The sequence below is a fragment of the Microbispora sp. NBC_01389 genome, assembly GCF_045040095.1.
Taxonomy (GTDB): domain Bacteria; phylum Actinomycetota; class Actinomycetes; order Streptosporangiales; family Streptosporangiaceae; genus Microbispora.
Map to the genome: position 1 here is coordinate 3,975,592 of NZ_CP109552.1, position 17,605 is coordinate 3,993,196.

Genomic DNA, 17,605 nt, shown 5'->3' on the forward strand with positions numbered 1-17,605 from the left:
CCTCCTCGTCGGCGAGGGCACCACCCTATTGGGCGTCCTCCGCACGCATGAGGCGAGCGCGGTCAGCATTCGATGACGTTGACGGCGAGGCCGCCGCGCGAGGTCTCCTTGTATTTGTCGAGCATGTCCCTGCCCGTGTCGCGCATCGTCTTGATGGCCTTGTCGAGCGGCACGAAGTGCCGGCCGTCCCCGCGCAGCGCGATGCGCGCGGCGGTGACCGCCTTGATCGAGGCGACGGCGTTGCGCTCGATGCACGGGATCTGGACCAGGCCGCCGATCGGGTCGCAGGTCAGACCGAGGTTGTGCTCGATGCCGATCTCCGCCGCGTTCTCCACCTGCTCGGGGGTGCCGCCGAGGGCCTCGGTGAGGCCCGCAGCGGCCATCGAGCAGGCGGAGCCGACCTCGCCCTGACAGCCGACCTCCGCGCCGGAGATGGAGGCGTTCTCCTTGAACAGCACGCCGATCGCGCCCGCGGTGAGCAGGAACCGGACGACGCCGTCCTCGCCGGCGCCCGGCAGGAACCGCAGGTAGTAGGAGAGGACGGCCGGGATGATCCCGGCGGCGCCGTTGGTGGGGGCGGTGACGACCCGGCCGCCCGCCGCGTTCTCCTCGTTCACGGCCAGCGCGAACAGCGTGATCCAGTCCATCGCCCGCAGCGGGTCGGCCCCCTCGGCCTCGCCCCGCAGCTTGCGGTGGAGCTGGTGCGCCCGGCGCCGCACCTTGAGCCCGCCGGGCAGGACGCCCTCGCGGGAGGTCCCGCGCCGCACGCACTCGGCCATGACCTCCCACAGGTGCAGCAGGCGGGCCCGGATCTCCTCCGGCGTACGGCCGAAGGCCTGCTCGTTCTCCATCATGAGCCCGGAGATCGACAGGCCGGTCTCCGCGCAGTGCGCGAGCAGTTCCCGCCCGGTCGTGAAGGGGTACGGCAGCGCCGTGTCGTCGGGCTTGATCCGGTCGGCGCCGGTGGCGTTCTCGTCCACCACGAAGCCGCCGCCGACCGAGTAGTACACCTTCTCGCGCAGCACGGCGTCGCCGGCGTACGCCGTGAACCGCATGCCGTTCGGGTGGTGGGGGAGCGACACCTTGCGCTCGAAGACGAGGTGCTCGCCGACGACGAACGGGATCTCCCGGAGGCCGTGCAGCGTCACCGTGCCGCTCGCCCGCATCGCGGCCAGCCGTTCGTCGGCGGTGTCGACGTCGACCAGTTCGGGCTTGTCGCCGGACAGGCCGAGCAGGACCGCCTTGTCGCTGCCGTGGCCCTTGCCGGTCAGCCCGAGCGAGCCGTACAGGACGGCCTCGACCCGGGTGACCTTCTCCAGCAGCCCGTCCTCGTGCAGCCCGCGGGCGAACCTGTGCGCCGCGGCCATCGGGCCGCCCGTGTGCGAGCTGGACGGCCCGATCCCCACCTTGAACAGGTCGAAGACGCTGATCGCCATTGATCGTCGCCTTTCCCGTGCCCGGCCGGGGCCGTCAGGACTCGCCGGAGGTGAGCGTGCCGTACTCGGCGGCGGACAGCAGGTCCTCCGGCTCCCCCTCCAGGCGCACGCGGAACAGCCAGCCGTCGCCGTAGGGATCGGTGTTGACCAGGGAGGGGTCGTCCACGACGGCGGCGTTGGTCTCGACGATCTCGCCGGCGACCGGGGCGAAGATGTCGCTCACCGACTTGGTCGACTCGACCTCGCCGACCGCGTCACCGGCCGCCACCGTCGTGCCCGCCTCCGGCACCTGCACGTAGACCACGTCGCCGAGCTGTCCGGCGGCGTACGCCGTGATGCCCACCGTCACGGTGAGGCCGTCATCGATCCCGGCCACCCACTCGTGCTCCTTGGTGTAGCTCAGGTCCTCGGGAATGGTGCTCACTTGCTCCTCCTGTAGAAAGGCAGATCGACGACGTCGACCGGTTCATGGCTGCCCCGGATGCCGACCGTCAGGCCGCCCTCGCGGAGGGCGTCCTCGGTGACGTACGCCATGGCGATCGGCTTGCCGAGGGACTGCGACGGCGCGCCGCTGGTCACCTCGCCGACGACGGCGCCCTCCCGGGTGACGGGATAGCCGTGGCGGGGCACCCGGCGGCCGCGGGCGACCAGCCCGACCAGCCGCCGCGTGGCGCCGTTCCGCGCGGCCCGCTCCAGGGCGGACCGGCCCACGAAGTCGCCCGGCTTGTCGAAGCGGACGATCCGGCCGAGACCGGCGTCGAACGGGGTGGCCGAGGAGGTCAGCTCGTTGCCGTAGAGCGGCATGCCGGCCTCAAGGCGCAGCGTGTCGCGGGCCGACAGCCCCGCGGGGACGAGCCCGAGGTCGCGGCCCGCCTCGGCGAGCGCGTCCCACAGGGGTACGGCGTGCTCGTTGAGGACGAACAGCTCGAAGCCGTCCTCGCCGGTGTAGCCCGTCCGCGCGATCATGGCGGGCGCCCCGGCGACGACACCGGGGAGGATGGCGTAGTACTTCAGGCCGTCGACATCCGCGTCGGTCAGCCCGCGCAGGATCTCGGCGGCGCGCGGCCCCTGCACGGCCACCAGCGCGTACTCGTCGGACCGGTCCGTCACCCGCGCGTCGTACCCCTCGGACCGGGCGGCCAGCTCGCGCGCCGCGACGGCGTAGTTGGAGGCATTGGCGACGACCATGTACCGGTCCTCGTCGAGGCGGTAGACGATGAGGTCGTCGAGGATGCCGCCGTCCTCGTTCACGATCATCGTGTAACGGGCGCGGCCGGGGCCGAGGATGCTCAGGTGGCCCACCAGCGCGTGGTCGAGCGCCTCGCCCGCCTGCGGGCCGGTGACGAAGATCTCCCCCATGTGGGACAGGTCGAACAGCCCCGCGGCCGTGCGCACCGCGTTGTGCTCGGCCGACTCGCTGCCGTACCGCAACGGCATCTGCCATCCGGCGAAGTCGGTCAGGGTCGCGCCAAGGCGTTCGTGAACCCCGCGAAGCGGGGTGGATCGGGACATGAGGACCTCGGAAAGGACGGATGCTGCACTGAACTATCGGGCATCCTCCCCCTCTGTCATCGGCGCCTGAGAGCTTCGTCCGATCTTTGCCGGACTTTCACCTTCGGCGAGGCCTCACGGCCTTCTTTCCAGAGGTCACCTGGCCCGCGCGGTCCTTTGCCTTGAGAGGTTCGCGGGGAGGGCTTGCTCCTTCAGGGGCCCTGACCGGCTGCCAGGACGCTCTCCCGCACGGGATCATCGGTGAGCTGCCAGCCTAGTGGGTTCGCCGCCGTCCCCGTAACCTGCCACGTCACCCGCTTTGTCCCACCCGCGGCGCCCATTCGTACCCCTAGCGTTGGGCTAGCGATGCAACAGGCCGTGTCGGGCGTCACCACGCATCCGGATGCCCAAGCTCCTGGCGGATCGCGCGGACCTCGGCGAGGTCGTCCGGGTCCTTGCCAAGCCTCTCCGCGTCCGCGCGGGCCTGCTCCAGCCAGCGGAGACGGTCGGCGAGCCTGATGGCCTCCCGCACCACATCTGTGGCCGACCGTCCGTCGGCTGTCAGCCGGGCCAGGATCTGCTCAGTCGTCGGATCAAGCTCGATCGTCAGCACAGCCATATTGTCACTGTACGTGGACGTCGCGCGCAGGTCTTGTGTCACATTGGGTGACCTAATTTGCGCTCGGAGTGACCCCCCTCGGGGTTGTGTGGCCGCGGGCGGGAAAGGCGTTCAAGGCGTCGCCGGTGAGGATCCGCTGGTGGAGGGCCTGGGTGTCAGGGGACGGCTCGGTGCCGAGGCGGTCGACCAGGGTGCGGCGCAGCCGCTGGTAGGAGGCGGAGGCGTCATGGGTCCGGCCCGACCGGTGCAGGGCCAGCATGAGCTGCCGGTGGGGGCGTTCGCGCAGCGGGTGCCGGGTCGCCCACTGGGCCAGGCCGCCGACGATCTCGCGGTGGTGCCCGAGCGCCAGCCGTACGTCGAAGAGGTCCTCGGTCACCGCGCGCCGGTCCTCGTCGAGCCGTTCGGCCCACACGCGGAGCCCGTCGATCTGCCGCACATCGAGGAGGGCGTCGCCCCGCCACAGGCGCAGCGCGTTCTCCAACAACCGCGCCGCATTGTGGTAATCGCCATTCTCGCGAGCGATTCTGCCCTGCGCCGCCCATTGGTTGAATTCTGCGACGTCCACGGACCCGGGCCGGACGGAAAGAAGGTATCCGCCCTTCACCGTACGGACCGGAGAAAGGCCGGGATCGCGAGGGGAGAGCCGCCGCCGCACCTGTGCGACGTAGGTGGTAAGATTGCGCGGCGCTGAAATGGTGGGACGGCCATTCCACAGGAGTCCGGTGAGCTTGTCCCGGTGCAGCGCGATATTCGGATTGAGCACGAGCAGTGCCAGGAGCTGGCGATGTCTCGCGGCGAGGCCGGCGATGGCGTCTCCTCGGTCGTTCATGGCCGAAAACGGTCCGAGCACGGCGTATAACACGGTTCCCCTCGCGCAAGGCAGCGTGAACGCGCCGACGACGGCGGCTTTGATCGGCGTTTGACGATATCCCTCTCCGGCTTCATTCGTCAAAATTGCGCGTTTTCCGGCCGTCCGCAGATGCGTTGTTCGGCACTCGGCATTGCGGTCCGTAAAGTCATGAATGCCCAGCGAACATGCACGTGCATGTTATGAAAGCGGTTACATGACCGAGAATCACCACGGGTCGGTGCAAACACCGGCAAGTGGGCTCCCGGTCGGGCCATGATTGCCGGGCCGGGCGGAGCGGCCGGTGAACGGCTCTCACGAGGTCGCTCTCCCGGACCTCCTGACACTGCCTGGGAGAGTGATGAACGTTTCCCGCGACAGCCGACATGGGCCGGAGGACGGCGACGCCGGTATGGCCGGCGACCCACGCGTGCGCGCCGTACGGTGGAGCCTCTACTCGCTGGCCACGGGCGTGTTGGTGTCGAACCTCGTGTCGCTTCCCTACGGCGTTGTGGCCCTGCTCGCCGCGCTGTTACTGGGATGGGTGACGCTGCGGTTTCCGGATGTCCTCCGGAGAACCGGTTCCTTTCATCGGGCCCTGATGCTGACGACGGGAATGGCGGGCGCGGGCGCCACGTGCCTGCGAATGCTCGGTGTTGCCTCGGCCCTGCCGCCGATGGCCGGGGCCATGGCACTCGCACTGCTCAAGCTGTTGCAGTTCCTGGGGTTCGTCTGGCTGGCGTCCGTCGTCGCGGCCCAGATGCGCGAGAGGCGGTGGTCCGCCCTCACGGTTGTGCTGGGCTGGATCTCGGTCGTGGTGGGTGCGTTCGGCTTCTGCCTGGACAACTTCCCCGACTTCGGCATCCTCGATCCACCCGTCTTCACCTTCGGCCGGTTGAACGCGCTGGCGAGCATCCTCTGGGCGGTGCGATCCGCCCACGAACTGGCGCCCGGCGGGACCAAGGGCGGCCGGTCGGCCCGTCACACGACCCCGGACATGTAGGAGAGGGACTCGCCGATCTCCGGGTCGTCGGCGAGGATGCGCTGGTGGAGCTTGCGCGTGCCGGGAGCGGGTTCGGCGCCCATCTGGTCGGTAAGAGTCCGGTGGAGGCGCTGGTAGGCCATGGACGCCTCATGGGTGCGGCCGGATCTGTGCAGGGCGAGCATGAGCTGCTGGTGGGGGCGTTCACGCAGCGGGTGCGTCGAGGCCCACTGCGTCAAGGCGCTGACGACCTCGTGGTGCTGTCCGAGTGCCAGCCGTACGTCGAACAGGTCCTCGGTGACGGTGCGCCGGTCTTCGTCGAGCCGGTCGGCCCACACCGCGAGTGCGTCGACGCGCCTGAGGTCGAGGAGGGCGTCGCCCCGCCACAGCCGCAGGGCGTCTTCCAGCAGTTCGGCCGCATTGTGGTAATCCCGATTATCTCTAGCTGTTCTTCCTCGCATTGTCAGAGAATTGAAGTTCTCGACATCCACACAGGCCACGGCCGTTCCAAGATCATGTTGTTAGGCCGAGGATGGTGAACGGCCTGGTCATGTAGCGGCAGGCCCAGCGGGTGGCTTCGGTGATGTCGGTTCGGCCGGCGAGGCGTAAGGCGCCGATGGCGAGGTTGCGCAGGGAGGCCATTACTCGGGGCCCGGAGCGGGTGCGGGTACGGGAGCGGTCCTCGCGGTAGAGGGTGTCTCTGATCCGGTGCAGCACCTCGATGCCCCACTGTGCTTGGACGTATCCGGCCAGGTGGGTGGGGGTGGCCTGGTCGGGGTTAAGGCTGGTGACGCCGAGTTGGGCGACGGCGGAGATCGGTTTGCCGTGCAGGTCGGTGACGTACCGTTCGATCAGGAAGACCTGGCTGACGTGCGGGAAGGGGAGGTCGTCGGGAGCGGGCAGGACCTGGATGGTGCGGGTGGTGATCCTGCCGTGGCCTTTGCCGGTGCTGGTGTGGGCGATCTCGGTGTCCCTCCAGGGCAGCGCGTCCAGGGCATCGAACAGCTTGCTGCGGTTCTCCTTGACCGGCAGGACGTAGTGGCCGCCCCGGGCGTGGATCACCTTGGCGGTGGCCTTGACGGTGTGCAGTGCGTCGGCGGTGGTGACCGTACCGGTCAGATCCAGGCGTTTGAGCAGTTCCCGGGCGGTGATGGTCTCACGGGGCTTGGCACCGTCCACCTCGGCTTGCGCGGCTACCACGGCCGTGTCCGGCGGTCCCAGCATGACCGCGAGCAGATGCCGCTGGGTTCCGTTGTCGTTCTTGGCGCCCCGGACGGTCTTGCCGTCCAGCCGCAGATGGGCAAGCGGCGTCCCCTCTTGGTCTGTCTCATCGCCGGCGTTCATACAGGTCGATAGGTTGGTCGTGAGCCAGGTGCCGATCGCGGCGTCCGGGGTGTCGGCGTCGGTGTCGGTGAGGACGCGCCAGATCGTGGTCATGCCTGGCGCGGGTGCCGGGGCCGCTCCTGCTCGCATGTAGAGGTCGGCCAGGACCTCGGCGGGGACATCCGCGATCCAGCCGGTGATCGCGCGGTAGCCCGTCATCCCGGCCACGGTCGCCGCCGCAGCCAGGGCGAGCACCGCCGCCACCGGATGGTCACGTCCTTGATCAGAGCGCCCATCGGTCACGCCTTTGAACAGTTTGAGCAGGTCGCCGCATGCTTCGCCGAGGGGGACACGGATGACGGGCTCGGCCGTTACCGGTTCGGCGGCCACGGTGGCACACTGGGTCACGCTGAAGCTCCATGCGCGCAAGCTGATCTGTGAGAAGACCCTTGCTAGCTGGAGCTTCAGCTCATTCCAGGACAAACACGCCGTACGTGATCAGATCGCGATCAACATCACTGGGCCTAACGACACCGCTTCACGATCTTGGAACGGCCGTGCTCTGCTGCGAGAGGACGAGGCATTTGACGCCGAGGTGGATCGCCTCGGCACGGAGGCCATCACAGAACTGCGGAGAATCTACTCCCGTAGTCTCGATGGATGAACCCGCTGAGCAGAGAGTGGTCGTCCATGGGTGGGGAGTGTTCGGGATCGGATTCCAGGACACTCTGGTAGAGATCGCGGCGGGCATTCAAGGGGACTACATCGACGAGTTTTGGCGGGTCTGGCCGTTGTGTCCTGGTCATCGACTCGGTCTGAAGCCGGCGGAGCGGAACGGCGTCGGTGTCTGGATGTGCGGCTCCGGTCCTCATGAGGTCGCACGAATAGGCAAAATAGAAGGCAGCCGCAGGCGCTGAGGGCCCCGCCTCGGTTTCCGTACGGGCGAGCGTGCCCCTACCCGGATGACTGTCGTGTCGGCTCTGTATTGCCGTGCCATGTCGGGAGTGGATTCGATGCGAACGGTTCCGTGGACTGCCCGGGCGGTGTGGATTGTGCTGCCCGTCGCGACCGCTCTGCTGTCGACAGTGACCATGACGGCAGCGGCCATCCCCGGCGTCATGTGGATGTTTCATCGGCCGGTTCTCCTCGGCTGGCCTCTGCTCTTCTGTGCCTGGCTCACGGCGATACTGATGAGCAAGCGATAGCGGCCTGTTTTCACGGCCGCGCTGACGCCGCTCATGGCGCTGGTCACACTGGTGACGGCCGTCAGCGGGGCGTGCACGTGGGCGGGCTTCAAGCTGTCCGAAGCGGCCCTGAACGACTACGCGCACGCGGTGGCGGCCGGGACCGCCGGTGTGGGACAACGCAGGGTCGGTCTCTTCACGGTCACCTCTTCTCAACGGCTGACGGGGGGCGGTGTCAGCTTCGCCATCGCCGGGTCGGGGTCGTTCCTGTCCCTGGAGGAGTACGGCATGGCCTACCTACCCACGGGGTCTGACGACGGAGGGGAATTCGACGAACTGGATCGTCACCTCGGCGGCGACTGGTATCTCTGGATGACGGACTGACGACCACACGAGGCGGGACAGGCGATCAGGAGCGGGTTCCGGCGGCCTCAACCAAGGCGCGGAAGAGGGGACCGTCCTCGTCGGCCTCGGGGTGCCACTGGACGGCGAGGGCGAACGCCGCGCCGGTGACCTCGACGGCCTCGATCGTGCCGTCGTCCGAGCGGGCGGTGACCTCCAGGCCGTCGGCCAGGCGGTCGATCGCCTGGTGGTGGTAGTGCGCCGGGGCCAGCTCCTCGTCGCCGTAGACCTTGGCCAGCGACGGCGAGAGCCGTACGGGGAGGCGGCCGAACACTCCGGGGGCGGGGGAGTGGCCGGTGTGGTCCACGACCGCGGGAAGGTGCTGGTGGAGGGTGCCGCCGAGCGCCACGTTGAGCACCTGCAGGCCCCGGCAGATGCCCAGGAACGGCAGCCCGGCCGCCAGTGCGGCGCTCATCAGTCCGAACTCGGCGTCGTCACGAAATTTCCGTATGTAGCCGGTCTGCTCGGCGGGGACGGCTCCGTACCGCGCGGGGTCGATGTCGCCCCCGCCCACGACGATCAGCCCGTCGAGACGGCCGGCCAGCGCGGCGGGCTCCCCGGCGGGCGGCAGGATGACCGGCTGCCCGCCCGCCCGCACGACGTGGTCGACATACATGTACGGCAGCAGCGCCGCCGGCATGTCCCACACGGTGAACCTCGCCGGCTCCACGTAGCAGGTGACGCCGATGACCGGACGGGACATCGCCCTGCCTCCCCCTCGTCTGACAAAACGCTTCCGCCCGGCCCCAAGCCCCCTGCAGCTCCGAATCTCTACAGCTCCGAATCTCTACAGCGGGGTGACGTACGCGCCGGAGATGCCGCCGTCGACCAGGAACTCCGAGGCGGTGATGAACGACGCGTCGTCGGAGGCGAGGAACGCGACCGCCGCGGCGATCTCCTCGGCCCGCGCGAAGCGGCCGATCGGCACATGGACCAGGCGCCGCTGGGCGCGCTCGGGGTCCTTGGCGAACAGTTCCCGCAGCAGCGGGGTGTCCACCGGCCCGGGGCACAGCGCGTTGACCCGGATGCCCTCGCGGGCGAACTGGACGCCCAGTTCGCGGCTCATCGCGAGCACCCCGCCCTTGGACGCGGTGTAGGAGATCTGCGAGGTGGCCGAGCCCATCACCGCGACGAACGACGCGGTGTTGATGATCGACCCCTTGCCCTGCCTCCGCATGTACGGGATCACGTGCTTGCAGCACAGGTACACGCTGGTGAGGTTGACCTCCTGCACCCGCCGCCACGCGTCGATCCCGGTCTCCAGGATCGAGTCGTCGTCGGGCGGGGAGATGCCCGCGTTGTTGAACGCGATGTCGACGCTGCCGAACTCCTCGGACGCGGTCCGGTACATCCGGGCCACGTCGTCCTCGTTCGCCACGTCCACCCGGACGAACAGGCCGCCCACCTCGTCGGCGGCCTTGGCGCCGGCCGTCTCGTCGAGGTCGGCGACCACGACCTTCGCGCCCTCCTCGGCGAACCGGCGGGCGGTGGCCAGCCCGATGCCGCTGCCCGCCCCGGTGATGACGGCGACGCGGTCCTGCAAACGCTGCATTGGTCTACTCCGTGGAGATGAAGACGTTCTTGGTCTCGGTGAAGGCGGACAGGGCGTCGGGGCCGAGCTCGCGGCCCAGGCCCGACTGCTTGAAGCCGCCGAAGGGGGTCCAGTAGCGGACGCTGGAGTGCGAGTTGACCGACAGGTTGCCCGCCTCGACGGCCCGGGCCACGCGCAGCGCCCGGCCCACGTCACGGGTCCAGATCGACCCCGACAGGCCGTACGCCGTGTCGTTGGCGATCCGCACCGCGTCGGCCTCGTCCTCGAACGGCACGACGGCGACCACCGGCCCGAAGATCTCCTCGGTGAACGCCCGCCGGAAGGACTCAGAGGACGACCCGGCGAGCACCGTGGGCGGGAACCAGTAGCCCGGCCCGCTGGGGCACGACCCCCGCGCGTACACGTCCGCGTCGGTGACGAACGACGCGACCCGTTCGCGGTGCTCGGCGCTGATCAGCGGGCCCATCTGGGACGCCGGGTCGTTCGGGTCACCGACCTTCACCTCGCGTACGGCCTCGGTGAGCCGCGCGAGGAAGTCGTCGTGGACCGAACGCTCGACCAGGATGCGCGAGCGGGCGCAGCAGTCCTGGCCGGAGTTGTCGAAGACCGCCATCGGGGCGGACTCCGCCGCCCGGGAGAGGTCGGAGTCGGCGAAGACGATGTTGGCGCTCTTGCCGCCCAGCTCCAGCGTGACCCGCTTGACCTGCTCGGCGGCCTTGGCGCCGATCAGCTTCCCGACCTCGGTCGAGCCGGTGAACACGATCTTCCGTACGTCCGGGTGCTCGACGAGGCGGGCTCCCGCGACCTCCCCCTCGCCGGGGACGACCTGGAGCACGCCCTCGGGCAGCCCGGCCTCCAGGGCGAGCTCGGCCAGCCGCAGTGCGGTCAGCGGCGTCCACTCGGCGGGCTTCACGATCACCGTGTTGCCGGCGGCCAGGGCCGGGGCGACCCCCCAGGTCATGACGACCATCGGGAAGTTCCACGGCACGATGATCCCGACCACGCCCAGCGGCTCGGCGAAGGTGACGTCCACCCCGCCCGCCACCGGGATCTGCCTGCCGTGGTCGCGCTCGGGCGCGCCCGCGTAGAAGTCGAGCACGTCGCGGACGTTGCCCGCCTCCCAGCGCGCGTTGCCCACGGTGTGCCCGGCGCCGGCGATCTCCAGCCGGGCCAGTTCCTCCGCGTGCTCCTCCACGATTCGCGCGAAGCGGCGCAGCAGCCGGGCCCGGTCGCCGGGCGCGACCGCCCGCCAGGCGGGAAAGGCCCGTACGGCCCGCTCGACGGCGCGGTCCACCTCGGCGGCGTCCGCCATCTCGACCTCGGCGATCACTTCCTCGGTCGCCGGATTGACTATCTTCACAGCCGTTCGAACCCCCGATAGAGCTCCCAGTCGGTGACCGCCGCGTCGAAGGCGGCCAGTTCGACTCTCGCGTTGTTGGCGTAGTGGTCGACCACGTCCGTGCCGAACGCCTCCTCGGCGATGCTCGATCCCTCCCACAGGGCCAGGGCGTCGCGGAGCGTGGCCGGCACCCGCTCGGCCGGGGATTCGTAGGCGTTCCCGCCGAACGGCTCCTCCAGATCGAGCTCCGTGTCGACGCCGCGCAACCCGGCCGCGATCATCGCCGCGACCGCGAGGTACGGATTCACGTCGCCGCCCGGCACCCGGTTCTCCACCCGCAACGAGGACCCGTGGCCGACCAGCCGCATCGAGCAGGTGCGGTTGTCCACCCCCCACTTCACGGCCGTGGGCGCGAAGCTGCCGGACACGAACCGCTTGTAGGAGTTGACGTTGGGGGCGTAGGAGAGCGTGAGCTCGCGCAGCCCCGCGAGCTGACCGGCCACGAACCGCCGCCCGGTCTCCGACAGCCCGTACGGCCCGTCGCCCGCCATGACCGGCCTGCCGCCTGCGTCCCGCAGCGAGAGGTGGATGTGGCAGGAGTTGCCCTCGCGCTGGTTCGGCTTGGCCATGAAGGTGATCGACCTGCCCTCCTGGGCGGCGATCTCCTTGGCGCCGTTCTTGTAGAACACGTGGTTGTCGCAGGTCGTCAGCGCGTCGGCGTAGCGGAAGGCGATCTCGTGCTGGCCCAGGTTGCACTCGCCCTTGGCGGACTCGACGTACAGCCCGGCGCCCTCCATGCCGCGCCTGATCTTCCGCAGCAGCGGCTCGATGCGCGAGGTGCCGAGCAGCGAGTAGTCGACGTTGTAGAGGTTGGCCGGGGTGAGGTCGCGGTAGCCGCGCCGCCACGCCTGCTCGTAGCTGTCGTCGTGGACGACGAACTCCAGCTCGGTGCCGACCTGCGCGGTCCAGCCGCGCTCGGCGAGCCGGGCGAGCTGGCGGCGCAGGATCTGCCGGGGAGAGGCCACGACGTCCGAGCCGTCCTCCCACACCAGGTCGGCCAGCAGCAGCACGGTGCCCTCGTGCCAGGGCACCCGGCGCAGCGTCGGCAGGTCGGGCCGCATCACGAAGTCGCCGTAACCGCGCTCCCAGGACGACATGGCGTAGCCGTCCACGGTGTTCATGTCGACGTCCACAGCGAGCAGGTAGTTGCAGCCCTCCGCGGCGTGGTCCAGCACCTCCTCCAGGAAGTACCGCGCCGACAGCCGCTTGCCCTGCAGCCGTCCCTGCATGTCGGTGACGGCGAGCAGGACCGTGTCGACCCGGCCCGCCTCGACATCGTCGCGAAGTCGTTCCACGCCGAGCACGACGCCTCCCGTCCAATTGTCTAGAATCAGACCATTGAAGGCATGCAAGCACCCTGCTCCCCTCGTCGTCAACAACATGCGGGACACACGCGGGACACACGGGGGGTGCGGCGGGACGTGCCTGGGCTGCGAACGGGCGGAGGGACGGCGAGGCATGGACGGCACCCCGGCTCCCGCTGCCGCTGCCGCGCCCCTGTCGCTGCTGCGGCCGGTGCGGGCGGGCAACGCGTTCGAGGAGACCGTCGAGCGCCTGCTCCAGGCCGTCAAGCTGGGAGTCGTCGCGTACGGGGACAAGCTGCCGCCCGAGCGGGAGCTCGCGACCCGGCTCGGCATCAGCCGGGTCACCCTGCGCGAGGCGATCCGCGCCCTGCAGGAGGCCGGCTACCTCGACGTACGGCGGGGCAGGTACGGCGGCGCGTTCGTCGTCTACCGCCCGCCGCGCCCCCGCGAGGGCGATCTGCGCAGAGCGCTCACCCGGATGGGCGAGGACGAGCTCGAGGACGCGCTGACCTTCCGGATGGCCGTGGAGTGCGGGGCGGCCCGGGTCCTCGCGACGACCGAGCTGACCCCGGGACAGCGGGAGACGCTGAACGCCCGGCTGGCCGGGGTGAACGACGCCGCCCCGGCGGACTACCGCCACAGGGACATCGCCTTCCATCTCGCCATCGCGGAGCTCACCGGCTCACCGCGGCTGGCCGCCGCGTGCGCGGACGCCCGGCTGCGGGTCACCGACCTGCTCAACGCGATCCCCGTGCTGGGGCCGAACATCGAGCACGCGGCGGTGCAGCACGCCGCCATCGCCGCCGCGATCCTGGACGGCGACCCCGAGGCGGCGGGCCGGGCGGTGGCCGAGCACCTGGAGGGGACGGCCGCGCTGCTGCGCGGCTTCCTCGCCTGACGGTTGCCTGACCACTCCGGGGCCGGCCGTAGCATCGGAGATCAGGGGACTGATATCTGTATGGCCGACTGGTTTCGCGAACGTGTCGTCGACGCGCACCGCCTGCCGTTGTTCTGCTTCTTCGTGGCACTGATCACAGCCTTTCTCTGCACGCGGGTGAACGTGCGGCTGATCAGGGCCAGGACGCGGTGGTTCGGCAACGTCAGCGTCGGCGACATGCACATCCACCACGTCGTCTTCGGGGTGGTGCTCACCCTGCTCGGCGGGGTGGCCGGACTGATCCTGTCGGGTGTCTCCCAGGGGTGGTACTCGTTCAGTTCGGCCGTCTTCGGCGTGGGCGCGGCCCTTGTGCTCGACGAGTTCGCGCTGATCCTGCACCTGCGCGACGTCTACTGGCAGGAGGAGGGCCGCACCTCCGTCGACGCGGTCTTCGTGGCGATCGCGGCCACCGGACTTCTCCTGTTCGGGCTGCACCCCCTCGGCTGGGACGGTGGCACCACCGCGGACGACTGGACCGCCCCCGCCTTCCTCGTGGTCAACCTCGTCTTCGCCGTGATCACCCTGCTCAAGGGGAAGATCTGGAGCGGCCTGCTGGGGCTGTTCGTGCCGCCGTCGCTGTACGTGGGGGCGGTGCGGGTGGCCCGCCCCGGCTCGCCGTGGGCCCGCTGGTTCTACTCGGAGCGGGCGCGACGGCCCCGGCCCCGCCTCATGGCCAAGGCGGTCCACCGTGAGGAGCGCTGGCGCAGGCCGGTCATCCGGGTGAAGATCGCCGTGCAGGAGTTCGTCTCCGGCCGTCACGACCTGCCCGCGCCCGAGTCGCCCGAGTCGCCCCAGTCGCCCGTACGGGGCCACCGGCGGCGGGCGGTGGTCCCGCGTCCCCGGCGGGGCGCGGAGCGGGGCGCCGAGCGGGCCGGGCGGCACTGGCGGTCGGGACGCCCCCGCGCCCGCTGAGCCTTCGGCGGGTAGCCTCCGGGAATGGCGTGAACCACGCGGTCCGCTGATCGGGCGAAAAGAATTTCGTCGGATTATGTGGGTATTTCACGGGATGTAAATGCTGTCGGGGGGCGGGAGGGTCGGCATGGAGTCTCGCGGGCGATTCGTGTTCCGGAAAATGGCGGCGCAACTCAAACAGGAGGCGGCGTTCCTCACCGGCGACCGCCTGATGGCGGGCGAGGCGCGCACCGAGGAGGCCGAGGCCTCCCTGTGCCTCACCTGGTACGAGATCATGGACACGATCAGGGACATCCGGCTGCTGTACGGCGTACGGGGCTGAGGGGCCGCTCGTCGCTGTCGCACGAGGTCACGGGCCGGTCAAAGCCACCGCCCAGAGGCGCGAAATCCCCGCGCGCACCGGTCTTTCCGGTGCGTTAGGGTCCACAGAAGATCGCAGGGTGGGCTCTCGCGGAGGGGGTTGCGGTGGCGACGGACGGCGACGACCCCGGCGACGGTTCACCCGCCACGCGACAGCGCAGGGCGTCCCTGGGGGACCGGGCCGCCTGGCGGGTGCTGCTCGACCAGGTCCGTCCTCATCGGCGGACGCTCCTGCTGGGCGGCCTGCTCAGCCTCGCCGGCAGCCTCGCCGGGCTCGCGATGCCGCTGATGGCCAAGCAGGTGATCGACGCGTTCGGCGCGGGCGGCACGATGACCGGGCCGGTGCTCGGCCTCTCGGCCGCGGTCATGGCCGGCGCGCTGGTCGCGGCGGCGGGGCGCTTCCTGCTCGAACGCATGGGTGAGACCATCGTGCTCGCCTCGCGCCGGACGCTGGTGGACCGCATCCTGCGGCTCAGGGTCCCCGAGGTGGACCGGCTCAGTCCCGGCGACCTGCTGTCGCGCGTCGGCTCCGACACGACCCTGCTGCGGGCCGTCTGCACGGACGCGCTGGCGTCGCTGGTCGGAGGCGCGTTCACGTTCCTCGGCGCGGCCGTGATGATGGCGATCATGGACGGCCTGCTCCTCGGGGTCACCCTGGCCGTGGTCGCCCTGGTCGCGGTCATGGGCGTGGTGATCGCCCCGCGCATCCGGCGGGCCTCGCTGCGGGCCCAGGAGGCGCTGGGCGAGATGGGCTCGATGCTCGACCGGGCGCTCCAAGCGTTCCGTACGGTCAAGGCCAGCGGCGCGGAGATCCGCGAGACCGCGGTGGTGACCGCGGCGGCCACCGAGGCGCGCGACCGCGGGGTGGCCGCCGCCGGATGGACGTCGCTCGCCGGGGTCGGCGCGTGGACGTCGATCCAGCTCGCGTTCCTCGCGGTGCTGGGAGTCGGCGGCGCGCGGGTCGCGTCGGGGGAGATGGAGATCTCCGCGCTGATCGCGTTCCTGATGTACCTGTTCTATCTGGTCTCCCCGATCGGGCAGATCATCCAGAGCCTCACCCAGATGCAGAACGGCCTGGCCGCGGTCACCCGCATCCAGGAGATCGTCCTGCTGCCCGCGGAACCGGTCGCCGCGCCCGCCTCCGTGCCCACCCAGGCGGCGGGCGGCGACCCCGTCGGGGTGACGTTCGCGGACGTCGTCTTCCGGTACGACGAGGACCGGCCGGTCGTGCACCACGGCGTGACCTTCGAGGTGCCCGCGGGCGGCATGACCGCGCTCGTCGGCCCCTCCGGCGCGGGCAAGTCGACGGTGTTCGGCCTCATCGAGCGGTTCTACGAGGCCCGGGAGGGGACCGTCGCGATCGGCGGGCGCGACGTCCGCGACTGGCCGCTCGGCGAGCTGCGGGCCATGCTCGGGTACGTCGAGCAGGACGCCCCCGTGCTCGCCGGGACGCTGCGGGAGAACCTGGTCTTCGGCGCGCCGGAGGCGACCGGCGAGGAGATCGCCCGCGCCCTGGCCCGCACCCGCCTCGACGACCTGGTCGAGCGGCTGCCCGAGGGGCTGGAGACGCCGGTCGGCCACCGAGGGGTCCTGCTGTCGGGAGGGGAGCGGCAGCGGGTGGCCATCGCCAGGGCGCTGCTGCGCCGGCCGAGGCTGCTGCTGCTCGACGAGGCGACGTCCCAGCTCGACGCCGTCAACGAGCTGCGCCTGCGGGAGGTCGTGGCGGAGGTGGCGCGGGAGACGACGGTCCTGGTGATCGCCCATCGCCTGTCCACCGTGACCGGGGCCGACCGGATCGTGGTGATGGAGGCCGGGCGTGTGCGGGCCTGGGGCACCCACGACGAGCTCGTCGCGGCCGACACGCTCTACCGGGAGCTCGCCGCCACGCAGTTCCTCGTCGCGACCTGAACCGGCGACCGGCGGGCCCGCGCGGACGGGCGATACGGGCGGGCGATGCGGAACCGTGAGCAGCCCTTACACCTGGCCACAGCTTCTTTCGACCGGGAGCCGGGAAGGCAGGAGGTGCGTTACCTCTCCTTCACCACCGCCCCGGACGCCGGGGGCAACGCGCGTGCGGGCGCGCCCGGTGGCCGGGCCGGAGGCGGGGCGCTCCGGTCAGTGGGCCGGGGCGCCCCGCCGCGTTCCGTCTAAGGTGGTGCGCCATGCGGCCCACGGCTTTGATCACCGGCGCTTCGCGCGGTATCGGCGCGGCGATCGCCCGCGCCCTCGCCCCCACGTACGACCTGCTGCTCGGCGGCCGGGACGGCACGGCGCTCGACGCGCTGTGCCGCGAGCTGCCCGGGTCCCGTCCCTGGGCGGTGGAGCTCACCGACCTGACCCCTGCCGAGGTGGAGGGGGTGGAGCGGCTCGACCTGCTGGTGCACAGCGCGGGGATCGCCAGGCTCGGCCATCTCGCCGACACCCCGGCCGAGGTGTGGCGCCGGACGCTGGAGGTCAACGTCGTCGCGGTCGCCGAGCTGACCCGGCTGCTGCTACCCGCCCTCCGGGCGGCCAGGGGGCACGTCGTGCTGATCAACTCCGGCGCGGGGCAGCGGGCCAACCCCAACTGGGGCTCCTACGCCGCCAGCAAGTTCGCCCTCCGCGCCTACGGCGACGTGCTGCGCGAGGAGGAGCAGCCGAACGGCGTGCGGGTCACCTCGATCTTCCCCGGCCGGGTGGGCACGGACATGCAAAGGGACGTGCGCGAGCAGGAGGGTGAGCCGTACGAGCCGGGAAGGTATCTGGAGGCGGAGTCGGTGGCGCGCGCCGTGCTGACCGCCGTGACGGCGACCCCGGACGCGCATGTCACCGAGATCACCGTGCGGCCGGCGGCGGGGCCCACCCGCTGACGGCCCGC

The 17,605-nt window shown here is 70.7% G+C and carries 19 protein-coding genes and 1 riboswitch; of the genes, 8 read left to right on the forward strand and 11 right to left on the reverse strand.

What is annotated here, in order from left to right; genetic code table 11:
- Positions 1-62: 62 nt before the first annotated feature.
- From OG344_RS17915 to OG344_RS17935, 5 genes are all read right to left on the reverse strand, one after another.
- Positions 63-1,436 (reverse strand): L-serine ammonia-lyase, encoded by a 1,374-nt coding sequence (locus OG344_RS17915; RefSeq protein WP_405084087.1) that lies wholly within the window; start codon positions 1,434-1,436, stop codon positions 63-65.
- Positions 1,437-1,470: 34 nt separating this feature from the next.
- The gene (gene gcvH / locus OG344_RS17920) at positions 1,471-1,860 is read right to left on the reverse strand and encodes a glycine cleavage system protein GcvH (protein WP_327044438.1); all 390 of its coding nucleotides are present in this window, start codon (positions 1,858-1,860) and stop codon (positions 1,471-1,473) included.
- Positions 1,857-2,948 carry a glycine cleavage system aminomethyltransferase GcvT gene (gene gcvT / locus OG344_RS17925; protein WP_405084088.1) on the reverse strand — a complete coding sequence of 364 codons (1,092 nt, stop codon included), beginning with the start codon at positions 2,946-2,948 and terminating at the stop codon, positions 1,857-1,859. The genes gcvH and gcvT overlap by 4 nt, the downstream gene beginning before the upstream one ends.
- A gap of 139 nt (positions 2,949-3,087) precedes the next feature.
- Positions 3,088-3,185, reverse strand: a riboswitch (glycine riboswitch).
- 130 nt (positions 3,186-3,315) lie between these two features.
- Positions 3,316-3,546, reverse strand: coding sequence for a hypothetical protein (locus OG344_RS17930; protein WP_204286580.1), 231 nt, complete (start codon positions 3,544-3,546; stop codon positions 3,316-3,318).
- Between the two features lie 52 nt (positions 3,547-3,598).
- Positions 3,599-4,375 carry a BTAD domain-containing putative transcriptional regulator gene (locus OG344_RS17935; protein ID WP_405084089.1) on the reverse strand — a complete coding sequence of 259 codons (777 nt, stop codon included), beginning with the start codon at positions 4,373-4,375 and terminating at the stop codon, positions 3,599-3,601.
- A gap of 379 nt (positions 4,376-4,754) precedes the next feature.
- Here OG344_RS17935 and OG344_RS17940 point away from each other — a divergent pair, with 379 nt between their 5' ends.
- On the forward strand, positions 4,755-5,396 hold the full coding sequence (locus OG344_RS17940; RefSeq protein WP_405084090.1) for a hypothetical protein: 642 nt from the start codon (positions 4,755-4,757) through the stop codon (positions 5,394-5,396).
- On the opposite strand, the gene OG344_RS17945 is transcribed toward OG344_RS17940, so the two are convergent.
- Complete coding sequence (locus OG344_RS17945) at positions 5,375-5,875, reverse strand: BTAD domain-containing putative transcriptional regulator (protein WP_405084091.1); 501 nt, start codon at positions 5,873-5,875, stop codon at positions 5,375-5,377. The two genes, OG344_RS17940 and OG344_RS17945, sit on opposite strands and share 22 nt — an antisense overlap.
- A 13-nt stretch (positions 5,876-5,888) precedes the next feature.
- The gene (locus OG344_RS17950; RefSeq protein WP_405084092.1) at positions 5,889-7,106 is read right to left on the reverse strand and encodes an ISAs1 family transposase; all 1,218 of its coding nucleotides are present in this window, start codon (positions 7,104-7,106) and stop codon (positions 5,889-5,891) included.
- Here OG344_RS17950 and OG344_RS17955 point away from each other — a divergent pair.
- Together OG344_RS17955 and OG344_RS17960 are read left to right on the forward strand one after the other, a co-directional pair.
- Positions 7,054-7,362, forward strand: coding sequence for a hypothetical protein (locus OG344_RS17955; RefSeq protein WP_405089222.1), 309 nt, complete (start codon positions 7,054-7,056; stop codon positions 7,360-7,362). The genes OG344_RS17950 and OG344_RS17955 overlap by 53 nt on opposite strands.
- A 574-nt stretch (positions 7,363-7,936) precedes the next feature.
- Positions 7,937-8,266, forward strand: coding sequence for a hypothetical protein (locus OG344_RS17960; protein ID WP_405084093.1), 330 nt, complete (start codon positions 7,937-7,939; stop codon positions 8,264-8,266).
- A 25-nt stretch (positions 8,267-8,291) separates the two neighbouring features.
- Here the strand turns inward: OG344_RS17960 and OG344_RS17965 are convergent, their stop codons facing one another.
- The 4 genes from OG344_RS17965 to OG344_RS17980 all read right to left on the reverse strand — a co-directional run bounded on the left by OG344_RS17965 (position 8,292) and on the right by OG344_RS17980 (position 12,530).
- Complete coding sequence (locus OG344_RS17965; protein WP_405084094.1) at positions 8,292-8,987, reverse strand: gamma-glutamyl-gamma-aminobutyrate hydrolase family protein; 696 nt, start codon at positions 8,985-8,987, stop codon at positions 8,292-8,294.
- Between the two features lie 84 nt (positions 8,988-9,071).
- Positions 9,072-9,836 carry a 3-oxoacyl-ACP reductase gene (locus OG344_RS17970; RefSeq protein WP_204288641.1) on the reverse strand — a complete coding sequence of 255 codons (765 nt, stop codon included), beginning with the start codon at positions 9,834-9,836 and terminating at the stop codon, positions 9,072-9,074.
- Positions 9,837-9,840: 4 nt separating this feature from the next.
- Positions 9,841-11,148, reverse strand: coding sequence for an aldehyde dehydrogenase family protein (locus tag OG344_RS17975; RefSeq protein ID WP_405089113.1), 1,308 nt, complete (start codon positions 11,146-11,148; stop codon positions 9,841-9,843).
- Between the two features lie 44 nt (positions 11,149-11,192).
- A complete protein-coding gene (locus tag OG344_RS17980; protein ID WP_405084095.1) occupies positions 11,193-12,530 on the reverse strand; it encodes a glutamine synthetase family protein in 1,338 nt (445 codons plus the stop codon).
- A gap of 163 nt (positions 12,531-12,693) precedes the next feature.
- Here OG344_RS17980 and OG344_RS17985 point away from each other — a divergent pair, with 163 nt between their 5' ends.
- The 5 genes from OG344_RS17985 (at position 12,694) to OG344_RS18005 (ending at position 17,597) form a co-directional block, all read left to right on the forward strand.
- A complete protein-coding gene (locus OG344_RS17985; protein WP_405084096.1) occupies positions 12,694-13,437 on the forward strand; it encodes a FadR/GntR family transcriptional regulator in 744 nt (247 codons plus the stop codon).
- Positions 13,438-13,497: 60 nt separating this feature from the next.
- Entirely contained in the window at positions 13,498-14,388 is an 891-nt protein-coding gene (locus tag OG344_RS17990; RefSeq protein ID WP_405084097.1) for a hypothetical protein, read from the forward strand.
- Positions 14,389-14,515: 127 nt separating this feature from the next.
- Entirely contained in the window at positions 14,516-14,710 is a 195-nt protein-coding gene (locus OG344_RS17995) for a hypothetical protein (RefSeq protein WP_405084098.1), read from the forward strand.
- A 143-nt stretch (positions 14,711-14,853) separates the two neighbouring features.
- Positions 14,854-16,656 (forward strand): ABC transporter ATP-binding protein, encoded by a 1,803-nt coding sequence (locus OG344_RS18000; RefSeq protein WP_405084099.1) that lies wholly within the window; start codon positions 14,854-14,856, stop codon positions 16,654-16,656.
- Positions 16,657-16,910: 254 nt separating this feature from the next.
- Positions 16,911-17,597, forward strand: a complete 687-nt coding sequence (locus tag OG344_RS18005; protein ID WP_327044457.1) for an SDR family oxidoreductase — start codon at positions 16,911-16,913, stop codon at positions 17,595-17,597.
- The last annotated feature ends 8 nt before the right edge of the window (positions 17,598-17,605 follow it).